This window comes from Pontibacter actiniarum, from assembly GCF_003585765.1.
Classification (GTDB): Bacteria; Bacteroidota; Bacteroidia; order Cytophagales; family Hymenobacteraceae; genus Pontibacter; species Pontibacter actiniarum.
Genome location: NZ_CP021235.1, coordinates 4,090,210 through 4,108,227, shown reverse-complemented (window position 1 = coordinate 4,108,227; position 18,018 = coordinate 4,090,210). Strand labels below are relative to the sequence as shown.

Below are 18,018 nucleotides of genomic sequence, written 5' to 3'. Positions count from 1 at the left end.
TATAGCTCAATTCACATGGAAACAGCAATTTAAGGCGCTATCTACTTCAGGAGTTCTCTCGAAATTACTATTTTCTGAATCTCAGAAGTTCCTTCATAGATTTGTGTGATTTTGGCATCACGCATTAAGCGCTCCACATGGTACTCTTTCACGAATCCGTACCCACCGTGTACCTGTACTGCTTCCACTGTTGTTTCCATAGCCACTTTGGAGGCGAACAGCTTGGCCATTGCTCCAGATTTGCCGTAGTCCTGATGTGTGTCTTTGTCATAGGCGGCCTGCAGGCACAGCAGGCGGGCAGCTTCAATGTTAGTGGCCATATCGGCCAGCTTAAACTGAATAGCCTGGTGCTTCGCAATTTCTACTCCAAAGGCTTTGCGCTCCTTCGAGTACTTCAGAGCCAGCTCCATCGCGCCAGAGGCAATACCAAGCGCCTGTGCCGCGATACCGATGCGGCCTCCAGCCAATGTTTGCATGGCAAACTTAAACCCGAAGCCGTCTTCCCCGATTCTATTCTCTTTTGGTACTTTTACGTCAGTAAACATTAAAGAGTGGGTATCAGAGCCGCGAATTCCTAATTTATTTTCTTTTAATCCAACTTCAAACCCTTCCATACCGCGCTCCACGATCAGGGCGTTGATGCCGCGGTGGCCTTTCTCAGGGTATGTCTGTGCAATTACAAGGTACACGGATGCCGTGCTGCCGTTCGTAATCCAGTTTTTTGTACCATTCAGCAGGTAGTAGTCGCCTTTGTCTTCGGCAGTTGTGCGCTGCGAGGTGGCGTCAGAGCCAGCCTCCGGCTCAGAAAGGCAGAAGGCGCCGATTATCTCGCCGGTAGCCAGCTTGGTCAGGTACTTCTGCTTTTGCTCTTCTGTTCCGAAGTGCTCCAGGCCCCAGCACACAAGCGAGTTGTTTACTGACATCACCACAGAGGCAGAGGCATCCACTTTGGAGATTTCTTCCATGGCCAGCACGTAAGAAACGGTGTCCATGCCGCCGCCGCCGTACTTAGGGTCCACCATCATACCCAGAAAGCCGAGCTCTCCCATCTTCTTAACCTGCTCTGCCGGGAACTTCTGGTGCTCGTCGCGCTCAATCACGCCTGGCAACAATTCTGTCTGAGCAAACTCGCGGGCAGCAGCCTGTACTGCCAGCTGCTCCTCTGTTAATTGAAAGTCCATATGTGTTATCTAAAGGATGATATTTTAACTAGTTTTTAATTCCGGTACAAAACTATGAAATTCAGTTGCATTAATTCAACCTGATATTCTAATAATTGTTGTGCTTTGCCACCGATTTGTACATCTTCGGTTCGCTTTAGTTTCAAAAAGGTGCAAAAAAGAAAGCGCCGCCCGTGCCAGAGCAGCAGGCGGCGCTAATTTAATCAGGCAGATTAAATGCAAATTTAGTCACGGCGGCCCATCAGCAGCGATACATAGTACAGCAGTGTGGCCAGTGAGCCAAGCGCCGCCACCACATAGGTAAGGGCAGCCCATTTGAGGGCGTCTTTTGCCATGTCGTGCTCCTGCGTTGTCACAATGCCGCGGCGGTCAATCCAGGCAAGCGCGCGCTTGCTGGCATCAAACTCCACCGGCAGCGTAACAAAGCTGAACAGGGTGGTAAGGCCGAACAGCGCCACGCCTATCGCCAGCGGCACCGGCGTTGTCTGTATCATCAGGATACCGATCAGGATGATCCACTGCATGTAGCGCGAGGCGATGCTCAGCGCCGGCACCATAGCCGAGCGGAACTTCAGGAAGCTGTAGGCCCTGGCGTGCTGCACGGCGTGCCCGCATTCGTGTGCGGCCACGGCGGCGGCGGCGGCGCTTCTCGCCTCGTACACGTATTCGCTCAGGTTCACGGTCTTGTCGGCCGGGTTGTAGTGGTCCGTCAGGCGGCCTGCCACCGACATTACCTTTACATCCGTAATGCCGTTGTCGTGCAGCATCATCTCCGCCACCTCACGGCCGCTCAGGCCAGAGCTCAGCGGCGTCTGGGAGTACTTCTTGAATTTGCTTTTCAGCCGGGCGCTCACGCCCATACTGATGAGCATAAAGAGGATACCGATAAAATATATTCCGAGCATGGTCTTAGGTTAGCTTTTGTTTAGGTTTCTGTTGTTCTCTATTTTATTTACGATGCTGGTAGTGGAATAGCCTTTTACGAGCGGCACGGTTTTAACCGCCCCGCCGCGGGCCTGCACCACCTCGTGCCCCACGATTTGCTCTACCGCGTAATCATCGCCTTTCACCAGAATGTCCGGTTGCACGGCCTGGATCAGGTTGAGCGGTGTGTCCTCGTCGAAGAGCACTACTGCATCTATAAACAAAAGGGATGCCATAACGCGCGCGCGTGACATTTCGTCCTGCAACGGGCGGCTCGGGCCTTTTATACGGCTGATAGAGGCATCCGTATTTAGGCCCAGAACAAGCTTATCGCCAAGTTGTCTGGCCTTTTCCAGATAATCGACGTGGCCCAGGTGCAGCAAGTCGAAGCAGCCGTTGGTGAAAACGATTTGCTGGCCCTGCGCGCGCCATTTTTGCACCTGCTCCAGCAGCTGCGGAAGGGAGTAGATTTTATCTTTTGAGTTCATGGGTTCTTGCGTTTGTCTGGCTCTGCCGCACCACCGCCCTGTTGGGCCGCCGCAGCATACCTGCCATAAAACTAAGCACTCCCATTACAACTACCAAAAGTGTTTGCGAAGTATGCGCCAGCAGCGCGTAGGCCATCCCGGCCTCCTTAGGCACACCGTAAAGCAACAGGGTTGCCTGCACCAGCAGGTGGTACACCCCTATGCCGCCCTGCACGGGTGCGGCCATGCCCAGGGTTCCCACCAGCAGCACGGAGAGCGCCGCCCCCCAGCCAAGGTCGGCGGTAGCCGGCAGCGCGTAGAACACGACCAGGCTCATGCCATAGTACATCAGCCACACGAACACCGTATGGCCCCAGAAAGCCAGCTGGTTGTCCAGCTTCGTGATGCTGAAGACGCCCTTTAGCATGCCGCGCACAAAGCCCACCGCCTTACGGAAGAAGGTGTTCTGCCGGAGGCGGCTCAAGTAGCGCAAAGCGAGGAAAAGCACCACGACCACTGAGCCGAGCATCACCCAGAACACCCAGTAGAAGGAGCTTAAGCTGTGCTCCAGGTTGGCATACTTATCAGAGAAAAGGCCGAGGAAGAAGTCGCGGATGCGACCGAACTCAATCAGGAAGGTTAGCCCTACCACCAGCAGCAGCATGAGCATATCGATGATGCGCTCCGCGATGACGGTGCCGAAACCGGTGTTTACCGGCAGGTGGTCGGAGCGGCGCAGCATGCTGCAGCGCACCACCTCCCCCATCCGTGGCAGCACCAGGTTGGCCAGGTAGCCCACCATCATGGCGTTGTAGGTGTTCCGCAGAGGCGGGTTGTAACCGGTGGGCCTGATCTGCATCTGCCAGCGCACGGCACGGCTAACGTAGGCCATCACCCCCATCACCACCGACACCATCACCCAGCCATAGTCTGCGTTTTGGAGCTCTGCCCACATTTTCTCAAAGTCTAGCTCCTTCAGCGCGAACCACATCAGAAATGCGGATACGCCCAGAAGCAGTGCATACTTCAGAAACGAGAACAGTTTTTTCATGCAAGGATGTTACACCAGGCGGTTGTGCTGGTCCGGGAACACAAGCGTAGGCGTATGGTTTTTAGCGTCTTCGAACTTGATGCTGCAGTAAGAGATCACGATCACCACATCGCCGACCTGCACTTTGCGCGCCGCCGGGCCATTGAGGCAAACGGTGCCGGAGCCGCGTTCGCCTTTGATCACGTACGTCTCGAAGCGCTCACCGTTGTTGATGTTAACGATCTGTACTTTCTCGTTCTCCACGATGTTGGCGGCGTCCATCAGGTCCTCATCAACAGTGATGCTGCCTACATAGTGCAACTCAGCCTGGGTTACCTTACAACGGTGGATTTTGGATTTTAAAACCTCAATATACATGGTTTACTTTTGTAATAGAGCGCAAAGTTAGATAATTGGCAGCACATTAGCTACCGAGGCCATGGCGCTTAAAGCCTTCTGTTTGGCCGAACAATCTATCCTTCATTTAAATTCACCAGAATATTATCAATCAGACGAACAGAGCCCACAAAGGCGGCAATGCAAAGCGCCACCTCCTGCTGTGGCCCCACCTCCTGCAGCGGCTGCAGGGTGTCCGGGTCAGCTACCTCGAAGTACTCCAGCTCCACCTGCCCCGTACCGGCCAAATAAGCCTCCACAGTTGCCTTTATACTATAAACCGGTTTCTGGCCCAGCTGCTCTTTTGCCAGTTGCAGGGCATGGTGCAGCACCGGCGCGATCTGGCGCTGCTCCGGGTCAAGCCTTTTGTTCCTCGACGACATGGCCAGCCCGTCGGCCTCGCGTATGGTAGGGTAGCGCACCAGCTCCACGTCGAAGCTCAGCGTCTGCACCAGCTGCTTCACAATCGCCACCTGCTGCAGGTCTTTCTGCCCGAAGTAAGCGCGGTGCGGCTGCACAAAGTGGAACAGCTTGCCCACAATGGTGGCCACGCCGTTAAAGTGGCCCGGCCGGTGCTCTCCCTCCATTACCGTCTCCAGCGGGCCGAAACTAAACTGCAGCAGCGGCTGTTGTACATATACCTCCTCTGCATGCGGGGCAAACAGAATGTCGCAGCCGACTGACTCCAGCAGCGCGATATCTTGCTCCATTGTGCGGGGGTAGAGCTTGTAGTCGTCCGGGTTGTTGAATTGCGTTGGATTTACGAAAATACTGCAAACGGTAACGTCGTTCTCCTGAGCGGAGGCCCGTAGCAGTTGCAGGTGCCCCTCGTGCAGGGCACCCATGGTGGGTACAAAACCAATGCGTTTGCCGCTGCAGCGCAAGGTCTGCATGCGCTCCCGGATTGTACCAACCAGCTCTATAACTTCCATGTCGGTGGTGTGTCTGTGTTAAGCGAATGTAAAGCCGGCAAAAGTAAGTTATAACGTTTTAAATTGAAAATCAGAATAAAAAATACTAATTTTGCACGTCCCATTACTGTTGCTTATTAAATTTTAACTTCATACCCATGTCAAAATTGCGAATCCTGTACGCCGCCACCGAAATCAATCCCTTCTTACAGACCACGAAAGTAGCCGAATTCTTACAGACGCTGCCACAGGGTATGCAGGAGCGGGGGATGGAGATCCGAATCTTTGTTCCGCGGTTCGGCCTGATAAACGAGCGCAAGAACCGTTTGCATGAGGTGGTACGCCTTTCCGGCATTAACATCGCCGTGGGCGACGATGAAAAACCGTTGGTAATTAAAGTGGCTTCCATTCCGAACGCGAAGCTACAGGTTTATTTTATTGATAACGAAGACTACTTCCATAGAAAGTCAGTTTTTGTTGATAAAAACAACAAATTCCACCAGGACAACGACGAGCGCGCGATCTTCTTCTGTAAAGGAGTGCTCGAGACGGTGAAGAAACTGGGCTGGGCCCCGGACATCGTGCATTGCAACGACTGGATGACAGGCCTGATCCCGATGTACCTGAAGACAACCTATAAGAAGGACCCGATCTTCAAGGATGCCAAGTCCATGTTTACAGTGTATAACAACAACTACTCCCACAAGTTTAGCGAAGACCTGCTGGAGAAAGTGAAGATGCTGGACATTGAGGACAGCATGCTGACGCAGCTGCAGTCTGCCGACATCGATGGGTTTATCAAGTGCGGCATGGAGTACGCCGACTCCGTTATTAAAACGAACGAGGACTTCAGCGAGAACATCAACGCCCTGTTCAACGACTTCATGAAAAAGAAGACCATCAACACGGTGTCTGCCGATGACACTTTGCTGGACAATTACTATAACCTGTATAACGAGTTGGGTAAGTAATTCTCTTCCCCTTACTGTCTTTTCTTGCACTTTTCGTAAAGTATAAGAGGCAGGCAGGCTCCGACGCTTACGGCGTTATAACATAAAATTACAAAAGGCTGCCGCTTAGACAACATTTCTATGTTTAAGCAGCAGCCTTTTTCAATTATATGCAATTACCTTACTACCTGCTACTTACATAATCAGACCGAACTAAAACGCCCCGGATGCAGTAGCCTGTTTGTACAGGTATTAAAGAAAGGAGTAACTTTGTGTGTACCTATGAGAATTTACTAAGATAACCTATGTGTGGAATTGTAGCTTACGTTGGGCATCGGGAAGCGAGCCCAATCATTATTAAAGGCCTGAAAAGGCTGGAGTACCGTGGATATGACAGCGCAGGCATTGCGCTGATGAACGGCAAACTGAACATCTATAAGAAAAAAGGCAAGGTGGCGGAGCTGGAGGCGTTTATCGCCACCCAGGATACCCACAGCAGCATTGGCATGGGCCACACCCGCTGGGCCACCCACGGGGAGCCGAACGACGAGAACGCGCACCCGCACTACTCTACGTCCGGCAACATCGCCATTATTCACAACGGCATTATTGAGAACTACGCCTCTCTAAAGAAGCTCCTGATGGAGAAGGGCCATACGTTCAAGTCGGAAACAGACTCCGAGGTGTTCATCAACCTGATCGAGGACATCCGCACCAACAACAACTGCACCCTGCCTGAGGCTGTGCGCCTGGCGATGCACGAAGTGGTGGGTGCCTATGCCATTGTGGTGCTCTCCCAGGATAGCCCGAACCAACTGATTGCGGCCCGTAAGGGAAGCCCGCTGGTAGTTGGCATCGGCGAGGGCGAGTACTTCCTGGCTTCGGACGCTACCCCGATTATTGAGTACACGAACGAGGTGGTATACCTGAACGACTTCGAACTGGCCATTATCAACAACGGCCAGCTGGACATCCGCACCAAAGAAGACGTACAGCAGACGCCTTACGTGCAGAAGCTGGAGATGGAGCTGGAGTCGATCGAGAAGGGCGGCTATGAGCACTTCATGCTGAAGGAGATCTTTGAGCAGCCGCGCTCCATTCTGGACAGCATGCGTGGCCGTATGATCGCCGAAAGCGACCACCTGATGATGGCCGGTATCCGCGAGTTTGAGAACAAGTTTGTGAACGCCAACAGGATCATCATTGTGGCCTGCGGCACCTCCTGGCACGCTGGCCTGGTGGCCGAGTACCTGATCGAGGACCTGGCCCGCATTCCGGTAGAGGTGGAGTACGCCTCAGAGTTCCGCTACCGCAACCCGATCCTGAACGAGCGGGACATTGTTATCGCTATTTCACAGTCTGGCGAGACGGCGGACACACTGGCAGCCCTGGAGCTAGCCAAATCTAAAGGCGCCACGATCTTTGGTATCTGCAACGTAGTGGGCTCCTCTATTGCCCGTGCAACGGATGCGGGTGCCTACACCCACGCCGGGCCGGAGATTGGCGTAGCCAGCACCAAGGCCTTCACGGCACAGGTAACCGTGCTTACGCTTATCGCCATGATTATTGGCAGTAAGCGCGGCACCCTGGAAACAACCAAACTGCGCGAGCTGATGGTGGAGCTGGAGACGATCCCGAGCAAAGTGGAGGAGGCTCTGCAGCTGAACGAGCAGATCGTGCAGATATCGGAGCAGTACAAGGATGCCACCAACTTCCTGTACCTGGGCCGTGGCTATAACTTCCCGGTAGCCCTGGAAGGTGCGCTTAAGCTAAAAGAGATCTCTTACATCCATGCGGAGGGCTACCCGGCCGCTGAGATGAAGCACGGCCCGATCGCGCTGATCGATGAGCAGATGCCGGTGGTGGTAATCGCGACCAAGGATAGCTCTTATGAGAAGATCGTATCGAACGTGCAGGAGGTGAAGGCCCGTAAAGGAAAAGTGATCGCCGTTGTAACCGAAGGCGACACCACTATCCCGGCCATGGCTGACCACGTCATTGAAATACCGGAGACGAGTGAGCACCTGATGCCGCTGCTGTCCGTGATTCCGCTGCAGCTGCTGTCTTACCACATTGCGGTTATGCGCGGCTGTAACGTAGACCAGCCACGCAACCTGGCTAAGTCCGTAACAGTTGAGTAGCCTCCGGGCAAGTATAAAATAAGAAGGGAGCCAGAGCGGCTCCCTTTTTTTATTTGCGCTTGTACGCCAGCGTGTCCAGGAACATCTGCACCACTGTGTCATCCTCGGAGGGTTGCTCGGTGTTCAGCATGGTCATAAAGATGATGCCTTCGTTTTTACCGCCCAACGCCGCCACGGTGTAGCGCTGTACATCGCTGCCGTACCGCAGCATCACGGACTTTCCTACTGCCTTCTGCCCCGTCACGAGCTTTAGCTCGAAGGGCTCCTCGGTTTTGCTGTAGCCAAAGCTGACCTCCTCGTTGGTAATCTCCTTCACCATCAGGTCCACCAGCTCGGTGGGGTCAACAGTTTTATACTTCTGCACCAAAACGCCGTTCCCGTTGGCCGTTAGCAGCGTCATTTGCTCCAGGTCCGGGTCGGGGGTGGCAAAAGCCGGGTGCAGGCCCTTGGGGTACTGCAGCGAGATCCAGTCGTCTTGGTAGGTAAGCACGTTCTTCTGCCGAACGGCCACCGTCACCTCTCTGCCGTTGGCTAATTTCATCTTGTACTCTTTGCCCAAGGCCACATCCATGGCTTTCCCATCGATGGTAACCTGGTAGTTGGCGGCCTCCTGGGCCTGAGCCGTAGCTCCTACCAGGCAAAGTATAAATGCGAGCAGCGTTGTTTTCATCGGATAAAGTATAAGTGGCACATGTTCGTTTAAGATAGTAAAAAAGGAAGGCAATATATAGTTAAAAGTCTATTAAAAAGAAAGGAGCAGCACCCTGCATGGGCACTGCTCCTCTTGCTCGCATTTATTTATACTTCTAAAAGCTCTCCCGCTTCAGGCACTTTGTCTTCAGCAGCGGGCATACCTTGTAGCGCTCTTCCTTGGTGTCTTCGTACACAGCCCGCAGCACACGGTACACATTCTCCACCCCCAGTTGGTTTGCCCACTCAAAAGGGCCTTTGGGATAGTTGGTGCCGAGTTTCATGCCCTGGTCGATGTCGGTTATACTTGCTGTTTGCTCCTGCAAGGTATAGCAGGCTTCGTTAATGATCATACAGATCATGCGCGGCGTCACCATACCCACGCGGTCCTCCACCAGCAGGTAGTCCGTACCCAGCGCCTGGCAAACCTGCTGAAGCTTTGCCTCATCCTGCGCATGCAGCAGGCTTACCTCCAGCACCTCGCGGTTAAACAGCGTCGGCAGGCCGTTAAAGCCAATCAAGGTGCACACCTGCTCCGTCTCGGCCTCCCTGACCAGCGCGGCCAGCTGCACAGTAGCGGCGTTGCAGAACACCACCTGCTCCGGCGCGTAGAGGCCCAGGCGCTCCGGTTGCTCATGCAGCAGAAAGTCAAACACGATACCGGCGGGGCGCAGCTGCTCGTCCTGCAGGCGGTGGTTGTGCAGGAAAGTATAGGTGATGCCCTCTTTCCCCTCCGGAAACTTTTGCTTGAACTCGGCGGCCATTTCTGGGCCTGACAAAACAACTATGTGCATATTTCTGTACTTTTGATGGTAAAGATACAAACTAAAACGAATCCTCTATGGCACATACCCTCATCAACTCGCCGAAGGCACCAGCCCCTATCGGCCCGTACAGCCAGGCCACTTTAGCAAACGGAACGCTGTATGTATCCGGGCAGATCGCGCTGGACGCGGAGAGCGGCAACTTGGTAAACGACAGCATCGAGAACGAGACGCACAAGGTGATGCAGAACCTGCAGGCCATCCTTGGCGAGGCTGGCATGGACTTCAGCCACGTGCTCAAGTGCACCATCTTTGTAAAGGACCTGAACAACTTCGGCCGCATCAACGAAACCTACGGCAGCTACTTCAGCAGCAACCCTCCGGCCCGCGAAACCGTGGAGGTGAGCCGCCTGCCGAAGGATGTGAACGTGGAGATTTCCTGCATCGCAGCCAAGTAAGAACCCTGCCAAAAGACGAAGGACAGAAGAACACTCTTGTTTCTCCCTGTGTCCTTCGTCTTTTGTACTTTCCCGTATCAGATGTTGGCCCCTTTGGCCGCGTCGTTCTCCTCAGCCGGCCCCGGCTCCTCTTCCGCCTGCTGCTCTCCGTAAACCTCTTTCTCGTGCTTGCCGGGCTCCGCGTTTACCGCCGAGTTGCCCACCTCCACCTCCTGCCGTATCACCCGCACCGCATAATCGGAGGGGTAGATGTTAAAGCCATACTTGCGGGAGTACACAAAGGTGAAAACGGCGCCGAAGAAGATGATCTGCGAGGTGAAGAACACCCACGTCAGGATGACCACAATGGAGCCGGCCGCCCCGTACACCGAGCCTACGTCGTTCTTGCCCAGGTAAAAACCGATGAGCCCGCGCAGCAGCACAAACAGCAGCGAGGTAACAAAGGCCCCCACCCCCACATCACGCCACCTGATTTTGGCGTCCGGCAGAAACTTATAGATACAGGCAAACAAAAACGACATCAGCAGAAAGGCAGACAGGAAGTTGGCCAGGTGCAGCAGGTAAATCACCCAGCCCGAGAAACGCGCCGTCAGGAAATCCCCGATCACGACGAGAAGCGTGTTGGCCAGCAGTGAGAGCAGCAGCACAATGGCGATGGCCAGGATCATCCCAAAGGAAAGCAGGCGGTCCACCACCAGCTTCACGTACCCCCGCTTGGGCACCGGCTTTACGTACCAAATCTCATTCAGGGAGTTCTGCAGCGAGATAAACACCCCCGTGGCGGCGATAAAGAGGGCGATAATGCCGACCAGGGCCGCCAGATTGAAGTCGCCGAACTCGTTTACGTTTTCCACCATCTTCTGCACCGCGTAGGCCCCCTCCGAGCCGATGAGCTCTTTTATGCGGTAGTATATCTCGCCCGACACGGCCTGCTCCCCGAAAAAGTACCCGGCCGCACTGATGATGATAATGAGCATGGGCGGCAGCGAGAAAATGGTGTAGTACGCCAGCGCAGCCCCTTTCTGGAAGGAGTTGTTATCAATAAACTCAAGGTAGGCTTCCTTTAGCAGGTACCACACCATGTAAAGACGCTTACGTACCATCGCCTGTAGCTTTAGGATGCTATACTAAGCCCATACGGATTTATCTCATTATGTTTATACTTTGCCTTGCCCGCAGCGGCCTCACCAGCCACGCTTTATGAGCGGCGTTGGCATTATCTAAACAAACTTTATTTCGTACCTTTGCAGCAAACCAGATTAGTTCTGTAGAGATAACCATACATGGAAAGAGAAGTTAGAGTACGATTTGCCCCAAGCCCGACCGGGCCTCTCCATATCGGTGGTGTGCGCACTGCCCTGTATAACTTTCTGCTGGCCAAAAAGACCGGCGGCAAAATGATCCTGCGCATCGAAGACACGGACCAGAACCGCTTCGTGCCGGGCGCCGAAGACTACATCCGCGAATCGCTGGAGTGGTGCGGCATTGAGCTGGACGAAAGCCCGTGGAGCGGCGGCCCGTACGCGCCGTACCGCCAGTCGGAGCGCAAGCCAATGTACATGCAGTATGCCCTGCAACTGGTAAACGACGGCCACGCCTACTACGCGTTCGACACGGCGGAGGAGCTGGAGGAGATGCGCGAGCGCCTGAAGGCCGCCAAAGTCGCCACCCCGCAGTACAACGCCATCACCCGCGCCACCATGAAGAACTCGCTCACCCTGCCGGAGGATGAGGTGAAGAAGCGCCTGGAGTCCGGTGACCCGTATGTTATCCGCCTGAAGGTGCCCCGCAAGGAGGAGGTACGCCTGAAGGATATGATCCGTGGTTGGGTAATGGTGCACTCTTCTTCTATTGACGATAAAGTACTGATGAAGTCAGACGGTATGCCGACATACCACCTGGCGAATATCGTAGACGACCACCTGATGAAGATCACGCACGTGATCCGTGGGGAGGAGTGGTTGCCGTCTGCGCCGCTGCACGTGCTGCTGTACCGCTACCTGGGCTGGGAAGACACCATGCCGGAGTTTGCCCACCTGCCGCTGCTGCTGAAGCCGGACGGAAACGGCAAGCTGAGCAAGCGCGACGGCGATAAGCTGGGCTTCCCGGTGTTCCCGCTGCGTTGGCAGGACCCCGTTACAGGCGAAATCTCCTCCGGCTACCGTGAGAGCGGCTACCTGCCAGAGGCCTTCATCAACTTCCTGGCCTTCCTGGGCTGGAACCCGGGCACTAGCCAGGAGATTTTCTCGATGGAAGAGCTGGCAAACGAGTTTTCAGTGGAGCGCATCGGCAAGTCCGGCACCCGCTTCGATATTCAGAAGGCCCGTTGGTTTAACGAGCAGTACCTGCGCGCCAAGCCCGACAACGAACTGGCTGGTTACCTGATCAAGGCACTGGCAGAGCACAACATCACTACCACACCGGAGAAGGCAGAGAAAATTGCCGGCCTGATGAAGGAGCGCGTATCGTTCCCGCAGGATTTCTGGCAGGAAGCCAAGTATTTCTTTGTAGCCCCGGAGGAGTACAGCGAGAAAGTAGCCTCTAAGAAATGGAACAGCCAGTCGGTTGCCGTTTTCGAGGACTTCAAGAATGAGCTGCCTTCACTGGAGAACTTCAACGCCGACACCGTAAAGGAGCTGCTGATGAGCGTGCTGGAGCGCCACGGCATGAAGATCGGCCAGGTGATGCAGGCCCTGCGCCTCGCTGTTACCGGTGCCGAAGCCGGTCCGGACCTGATGCACATCATTGAGGTGATCGGGCGCGAGGAGACGATCAAGCGCATCGACACCGCTACTAGCAAGCTGAGCAGCTACCTTAGCGCTTAACGGCTAAAACATATTTCAGCAGGAAAGGCTGGCCCAACGGGCTGGCCTTTTTTGTTGCCCTTTGGGCCCGGCCTGCAACAAATTACCCCCGCCTCGCTTATACAACTAAGTATAACCACACGAGAAACACCATGGCTAAAAATAAAAAAGAAGGTAAAAACGATAAGAAGAAGTCGCGGGTGCACAAGGACCTGGAGGGCTTTGAGATCAAGGTGAACGAGCACGGGGAGATCATCTCCAACTACAGCATAGACAAGATCAATGAGTTCCTGAACCGCAACGTGGACGATAAGAAGCTAATGAAGCGCGATGCCGCCGAAAAGGCGAAGCGTGAGGAGGAAGAGGAGTACCATGTAGAGGAGAACGAAGAGACCGAGGAGACGGATGAGGATTTCGTAAAGAACACCAACTCCACCTCGGACGAGGAAGACGATGAGAACCTGCCGAAAGCCCGCCGCCGCAAAAAGGGCGAGGACGAAGATGAAGAGGATTAGCGCCCGGGGCACCGGCGTAAGAGGTACAAAAAGGCAGAAGCAAAAGCAGCATAGGAATGCGCTCCCGCTTCTGCCTTTTTCATAATTTTTGCTAACTTTCTACTGTCATAAACCACATAAAACTATGAGAAACTCACACGAGGTAGACTACAAGATCTTTGGCAACGACATTCAGGTACTGGAGGTAGAGTTGGACCCGAACGAAACGGTTATCGCCGAGGCCGGCGCCATGGTGTACATGGAGGAGGGCATCGACTTTGAAACCAAAATGGGCGACGGCTCAAACCCCAGCCAGGGCTTCCTGGGCAAGCTCGTTTCAGCGGGCACGCGCATGATTACAGGCGAGTCGCTGTTTATGACGCACTTCACCCACCGTGGCCACGGCAAGAGCCGCGTGGCATTTTCGGCCCCCTACCCCGGCACCATTCTGCCCATAGACTTGAGCAGCATGCGCAACAGCAGCCTTATCGCGCAGAAAGACGCTTTTCTGGCGGCAGCCTTAGGCACCAAGCTCAGCATTCACTTTAACCAGAAGTTGGGCTCCGGCTTTTTTGGCGGTGAGGGCTTTATACTGCAGCGCATGCAAGGCGACGGGCTTGCCTTTGTGCATGCTGGCGGCACCATTGTGGAGAAGCAGCTGAACAACGAAACCCTGCGCGTGGACACCGGCTGCGTAGTGGCCTTTGAAGAAGGCATTGACTTTAGCGTACAGCGGGCCGGTGGCCTTAAGTCCATGATCTTCGGTGGCGAGGGCCTTTTCCTGGCTACATTGCGCGGCACTGGCCGTGTGTGGCTGCAGTCCATGCCGGTGAAGAAACTGATCGAGGCCCTGATGCCACGCGGCGAAAACAGGAACAAGGAAGGCGGCTTTATGAGCAGCTTCATGGAGTAGCGGTCGCTGCGCGGCCCGTTACAGCAAGGGTGCACCCTTTACATCTCCTGCCATAAACTAAGGCGATGACTCTAAAACTCCATAACTCTTGGAAGGCCGTGAGCCACGTGCTGACAGTGGTGAACCTGGTTTTGCTGATGGTTCTGACAGGCCAGGGCTTTAACTACAGAGAAGCCCGTGGTAAAAAGGTGCCTTTCGCAGCGAACATGTTGCTCTTACTCGTCCTCTGTGTGGCCGTGGCTGCAACAGTCTACGGGGTAATGTAAGCCTGGCATTCAAAAAGACGAGGCTGCAGCATGCGTACCAGCTGAAGCCGCAAAAGCAAAGCCCCGGCAGTTTATACTTGCCGGGGCTTTGCTTTTACTGTCATATATGATCAGGGAGAAACAGGATGGATAAAGCACCCGCTCTGAGTGCGTCTCATGCTCTACAGCCCATTTACCTGCATGATCTCCTCCAGGTACTCCCGGGTGTTGCTGAGGCGGGGCACCTTGTTCTGCCCTCCCAACTTGCCTTTATGGCGCAGCCAGTTCATAAACGTGCCGTTTGGGGCAGCGTGTACCACGGGCTTCTGCAGGGCAATATCGTTCTGGCGCTTGGCATCGTAATCAGAGTTTACCTCGCGCAGCGTTTCATCCAGCACCTGCGTGAAGCGCTGCAGGCTATGCGGCTCCTTCTCAAACTCGATCAGCCACTCATGGCCGCCGCGCTTGTCGCTCTCCAGGTAGATAGGGGCCGCCGTAAAGTTGGAGATAACGGCATCCGTTGCATAGCAGGCCTTGGTGATGGCTTCCTCCGCATTCTCCACGATTACCTCCTCTCCGAAAGCATTTATAAAGTGCTTGGTGCGCCCCGATATCTTGATGCGGTACGGGCTAAGGCTGGTAAAGCGAACGGTGTCCCCGATCTTATAGCGCCACAGGCCGGCATTCGTTGAGATAACGATGGCGTAGTTCTTACCCAGCTCTACCTGTTCCAGCGTTAGCACTCTGGGGTTCTCCTCCTCAAACTGGTCCAGGGGTATAAACTCATAGTACACGCCGTAGTCCAGCATCAGCAGCATTTCGTCTTCTGTGCCCACCTGGTCCTGAATGCCAAAGAAGCCCTCGGAGGCATTGTACACCTCCAGGTAGTTCATCTTGTCCGACGGGATGATCTCGCGGAACAGCTGGCGGTACGGCCCGAAGGCCACGGCTCCGTGCGTGAACAGCTCCAGGTTCGGCCATACTTCCATGATGTTGCTCTTGCCCGTTACCTCCAGTATCCGCTTCAGCAGCACGTACGTCCAGGTGGGTACGCCGCTCAGGCTGGTGACGTTCTCCGGCACGGTTACCTCCACCATTTTCTCGATCTTCTCTTCCCACTTGTCCATCAGGGCGATTTTAAGGGGAGGAGTGCGGATGGCCTCCGCCCAGATCGGCAGGTTCTGCATGATCACTGCCGACACATCGCCGCAGGAGACCTTTGCGTTCAGCTCGCTTGGCTGGTGGCTGCCCCCAATGGAGAGGCCCTTGCCGGTAAACAGCTTGGTTTCCGGGTAGAGGTTCACGTAGATGGAAAGCAGGTCCTTCCCGCCTTTATAGTGGCAATCCTCCAACGACTCCGGGCTGACAGGTATAAACTTGCTGCGCGCATTGGTGGTGCCCGATGATTTGGCGAACCAGTCGATCTTGCTCGGCCACAGCAGGTTTTGCTCCCCCTTCATGACGCGCTCGAAGTACGGGTACAGGTCTTCATAGGTGCTAATGGGCACCCGCTCCTGAAACTCCCGCACACTTAGGCTGTCGCGGTAGCCGTACTTCTTACCCCACGCTGTGCCCTTTGCTGTGCTGATCAGGTCCTGAAACAGCTCCTGCTGCACCTCATGCGGGCGCTCCCGAAACAGATCAATGTCCTGAATCCGCTTCTTCATCACCCACGTTAGGATTGAATTGATTATCTCCAAAGCTGAAATGCTAAATGTTAAACCCCTCTACTTACTGATACCGCACCTATTAGCCTTGTCATATAATCAGCAACTAGATTTTCCGCTTCAGCTCGAAATGCTTGCCCAGGTACACGCGGCGCACCTGCTCGTCGGCAGCCAGCTCCTCCGCAGTGCCCGCCTTCAGTATCTTCCCCTCGAAGAGCAGGTAGGCGCGGTCAGTAATGGAAAGGGTCTCGTTTACGTTGTGGTCTGTAATGAGGATACCGATGTTCTTGTTCTTAAGCGTCGCCACAATGCCCTGAATCTCCTCCACGGCGATTGGGTCTACCCCGGCGAAGGGCTCATCGAGCAGCACGAACTTTGGGTCAACGGCCAGGGCGCGGGCGATCTCCGTCCGGCGGCGCTCCCCTCCCGACAGCACAATGCCCTTGTTGTTGCGCACGTGCGTAAGGGAGAACTCCTCCAGCAGGGCCTCTACCTTTTCGCGCTGCTCCTTTTTAGGCAGGTTGGTCATCTCCAGCACCGATAGAATGTTCTCCTCCACCGTCAGCTGCCGAAAAACAGAAGCCTCCTGTGCCAGGTACCCCACGCCGCGCTTGGCGCGCTTGTACATGGGCAGGTTGGTGATGTCCTCTTTATCCAGGAAAATCTTACCGGCATTCGGCTTCACCAGCCCTACGATCATGTAAAACGATGTGGTTTTGCCGGCACCATTAGGCCCCAGCAGGCCAACAATCTCGCCTTGGTTTACCTCCACGCTCACGTCGTTTACAACGGTGCGCGACTTGTACTTCTTTATCAGGTGTTCTGCTCTCAGTATCATCGTGGCTAATTTACGCATAAAGCCATCATCCTGCAACGGGTGTGCCAACCGCAGCCGCACCGGCAATTAGCTTCTAATATATTAGAAATATACTATTAAAAATAATTCAACAAACTGTATAATCCTTAAGGCTGGGTATTGCCTGGCGCCTGATTAATAGCTAATTTGTAACACGCTTTAATCTACACCCTTACCATATGCCGTTTACTTTACTTTCTTTAACGCTCCAGAAGCTCGCCTTCTCAGGGTTGTTGCTTTACTCCAGCCTTGTGGGCGTAGCCCCAACCGGCACGAGTGCAACTACGGATAACAACGACCCCAAGGCTGCCACAGCAGCTAACAACAATGCGGCCGCCGTTGTGAAGGGCATCGATGTGTCGAGGTGGCAGAAGGAAGTGGACTGGTCTTTGGTGAGGGAGTCGGAAGTGTCCTTCGCCTTTGTGAAGGCCACGCAGGGCGATTTCAGGCTGGACCCGTACTTTGCCCGCAACTGGGAGGAAACCAAGCGCCACGGCATCAAGCGCGGCGCCTACCACTTCTATAAGCCGGAGGCCCCCGTGAAGGACCAGATCAAACTGTTCACGAGCACTGTAACGCTCGAGGCCGGCGACCTGCCGCCTGTGCTGGACATTGAGGTATCGGACCCGAAGGTAAGCAGCGAAAACCTGCGCCGCGACATCCGTGAGTGGCTGGAGGGCGTAACCGTGCATTACGGCGTAAGGCCGATCATCTACACCAGCCAGAACTACTACCGCCGCTACCTGCAGGGCCACTTTCCGGAGTACCACTTCTGGATTGCCCGCTACAGCGCCGTAAAGCCGGAGATACACCACACCGACAGCTGGATGTTCTGGCAGTACACGGACCGCGGCTCCATCTCAGGCATCAACTCGGCGGTGGACATTAACTTCTTTGCCGGCGATTTTGAGCAGCTTAGCTCCCTGTGCCTGCCGCAGTTAACCTCTTACTCCGATCTGGGCAGCCCTTTAAAGCAACTAAAGCACCTGCAGCCACTGCCATAGCCGTGTTGCACCGGCGCTTATACGCTGGTTTTCGCCACCGCAGCGAATAGTTGCCCCTGGCTGGCTACTTATTGTGGCAACAGAATAGATAATTTGGAAAAGAAAAGGCTCCTTTACCCGGAG

Annotated in this window: 19 protein-coding genes; 8 read left to right on the top strand and 11 right to left on the bottom strand. The window is 54.7% G+C overall.

The annotated features are described in order from the left end of the window. Window positions 1-41: 41 nt before the first annotated feature. The 6 genes from CA264_RS17690 to panC all read right to left on the bottom strand — a co-directional run bounded on the left by CA264_RS17690 (window position 42) and on the right by panC (window position 4,930). Window positions 42-1,181 (bottom strand): acyl-CoA dehydrogenase, encoded by a 1,140-nt coding sequence (locus CA264_RS17690; protein WP_025608728.1) that lies wholly within the window; start codon window positions 1,179-1,181, stop codon window positions 42-44. A gap of 224 nt (window positions 1,182-1,405) precedes the next feature. Next, on the bottom strand, window positions 1,406-2,086 hold the full coding sequence (locus tag CA264_RS17685) for a zinc metallopeptidase (RefSeq protein ID WP_025608727.1): 681 nt from the start codon (window positions 2,084-2,086) through the stop codon (window positions 1,406-1,408). Window positions 2,087-2,095: 9 nt separating this feature from the next. After that, on the bottom strand, window positions 2,096-2,593 hold the full coding sequence (rfaE2, locus tag CA264_RS17680; protein WP_025608726.1) for a D-glycero-beta-D-manno-heptose 1-phosphate adenylyltransferase: 498 nt from the start codon (window positions 2,591-2,593) through the stop codon (window positions 2,096-2,098). Further along, the gene (locus tag CA264_RS17675; protein ID WP_025608725.1) at window positions 2,577-3,623 is read right to left on the bottom strand and encodes a lysylphosphatidylglycerol synthase transmembrane domain-containing protein; all 1,047 of its coding nucleotides are present in this window, start codon (window positions 3,621-3,623) and stop codon (window positions 2,577-2,579) included. Before CA264_RS17675 ends, rfaE2 begins: the two co-directional genes overlap by 17 nt. A gap of 9 nt (window positions 3,624-3,632) precedes the next feature. Beyond that, complete coding sequence (gene panD, locus CA264_RS17670) at window positions 3,633-3,980, bottom strand: aspartate 1-decarboxylase (protein WP_025608724.1); 348 nt, start codon at window positions 3,978-3,980, stop codon at window positions 3,633-3,635. Between the two features lie 95 nt (window positions 3,981-4,075). Next, entirely contained in the window at window positions 4,076-4,930 is an 855-nt protein-coding gene (panC, locus tag CA264_RS17665; protein ID WP_025608723.1) for a pantoate--beta-alanine ligase, read from the bottom strand. 137 nt (window positions 4,931-5,067) lie between these two features. Between panC and CA264_RS17660 the strand changes: the two genes are divergently transcribed. Both CA264_RS17660 and glmS read left to right on the top strand, forming a co-directional pair. Then, window positions 5,068-5,880: a glycogen/starch synthase gene (locus tag CA264_RS17660; RefSeq protein ID WP_025608722.1), complete on the top strand. Its 813-nt coding sequence runs from the start codon at window positions 5,068-5,070 to the stop codon at window positions 5,878-5,880. A 284-nt stretch (window positions 5,881-6,164) separates the two neighbouring features. Next, a complete protein-coding gene (gene glmS / locus CA264_RS17655) occupies window positions 6,165-8,000 on the top strand; it encodes a glutamine--fructose-6-phosphate transaminase (isomerizing) (protein WP_025608721.1) in 1,836 nt (611 codons plus the stop codon). Window positions 8,001-8,049: 49 nt separating this feature from the next. On the opposite strand, the gene CA264_RS17650 is transcribed toward glmS, so the two are convergent. Both CA264_RS17650 and CA264_RS17645 read right to left on the bottom strand, forming a co-directional pair. Further along, window positions 8,050-8,670, bottom strand: coding sequence for a hypothetical protein (locus tag CA264_RS17650; RefSeq protein WP_025608720.1), 621 nt, complete (start codon window positions 8,668-8,670; stop codon window positions 8,050-8,052). A gap of 136 nt (window positions 8,671-8,806) precedes the next feature. Continuing rightward, complete coding sequence (locus CA264_RS17645; RefSeq protein ID WP_025608719.1) at window positions 8,807-9,484, bottom strand: 3-hydroxyacyl-CoA dehydrogenase family protein; 678 nt, start codon at window positions 9,482-9,484, stop codon at window positions 8,807-8,809. A 47-nt stretch (window positions 9,485-9,531) separates the two neighbouring features. On the opposite strand from CA264_RS17645, the gene CA264_RS17640 reads away from it, so the two are divergent. Next, window positions 9,532-9,912: a RidA family protein gene (locus tag CA264_RS17640; protein ID WP_025608718.1), complete on the top strand. Its 381-nt coding sequence runs from the start codon at window positions 9,532-9,534 to the stop codon at window positions 9,910-9,912. A 77-nt stretch (window positions 9,913-9,989) separates the two neighbouring features. Here CA264_RS17640 and CA264_RS17635 read toward each other — a convergent pair whose 3' ends face one another. Next, on the bottom strand, window positions 9,990-11,015 hold the full coding sequence (locus CA264_RS17635; RefSeq protein WP_025608717.1) for a YihY/virulence factor BrkB family protein: 1,026 nt from the start codon (window positions 11,013-11,015) through the stop codon (window positions 9,990-9,992). 180 nt (window positions 11,016-11,195) lie between these two features. Between CA264_RS17635 and gltX the strand changes: the two genes are divergently transcribed. The 4 genes from gltX (at window position 11,196) to CA264_RS17615 (ending at window position 14,389) form a co-directional block, all read left to right on the top strand. Continuing rightward, window positions 11,196-12,737 carry a glutamate--tRNA ligase gene (gene gltX / locus CA264_RS17630; protein ID WP_025608716.1) on the top strand — a complete coding sequence of 514 codons (1,542 nt, stop codon included), beginning with the start codon at window positions 11,196-11,198 and terminating at the stop codon, window positions 12,735-12,737. A gap of 131 nt (window positions 12,738-12,868) precedes the next feature. After that, window positions 12,869-13,231: a hypothetical protein gene (locus CA264_RS17625; protein WP_025608715.1), complete on the top strand. Its 363-nt coding sequence runs from the start codon at window positions 12,869-12,871 to the stop codon at window positions 13,229-13,231. A 124-nt stretch (window positions 13,232-13,355) separates the two neighbouring features. Then, on the top strand, window positions 13,356-14,123 hold the full coding sequence (locus CA264_RS17620; protein ID WP_025608714.1) for a TIGR00266 family protein: 768 nt from the start codon (window positions 13,356-13,358) through the stop codon (window positions 14,121-14,123). A 65-nt stretch (window positions 14,124-14,188) separates the two neighbouring features. Further along, entirely contained in the window at window positions 14,189-14,389 is a 201-nt protein-coding gene (locus tag CA264_RS17615) for a hypothetical protein (RefSeq protein WP_025608713.1), read from the top strand. 161 nt (window positions 14,390-14,550) lie between these two features. Here the strand turns inward: CA264_RS17615 and CA264_RS17610 are convergent, their stop codons facing one another. Together CA264_RS17610 and lptB are read right to left on the bottom strand one after the other, a co-directional pair. Beyond that, on the bottom strand, window positions 14,551-16,068 hold the full coding sequence (locus CA264_RS17610) for a GH3 family acyl-acid amido synthetase (protein ID WP_025608712.1): 1,518 nt from the start codon (window positions 16,066-16,068) through the stop codon (window positions 14,551-14,553). A gap of 73 nt (window positions 16,069-16,141) precedes the next feature. Next, on the bottom strand, window positions 16,142-16,873 hold the full coding sequence (gene lptB / locus CA264_RS17605) for an LPS export ABC transporter ATP-binding protein (protein ID WP_025608711.1): 732 nt from the start codon (window positions 16,871-16,873) through the stop codon (window positions 16,142-16,144). Window positions 16,874-17,070: 197 nt separating this feature from the next. Here lptB and CA264_RS17600 point away from each other — a divergent pair, with 197 nt between their 5' ends. Continuing rightward, complete coding sequence (locus CA264_RS17600; protein WP_025608710.1) at window positions 17,071-17,895, top strand: glycoside hydrolase family 25 protein; 825 nt, start codon at window positions 17,071-17,073, stop codon at window positions 17,893-17,895. The last annotated feature ends 123 nt before the right edge of the window (window positions 17,896-18,018 follow it).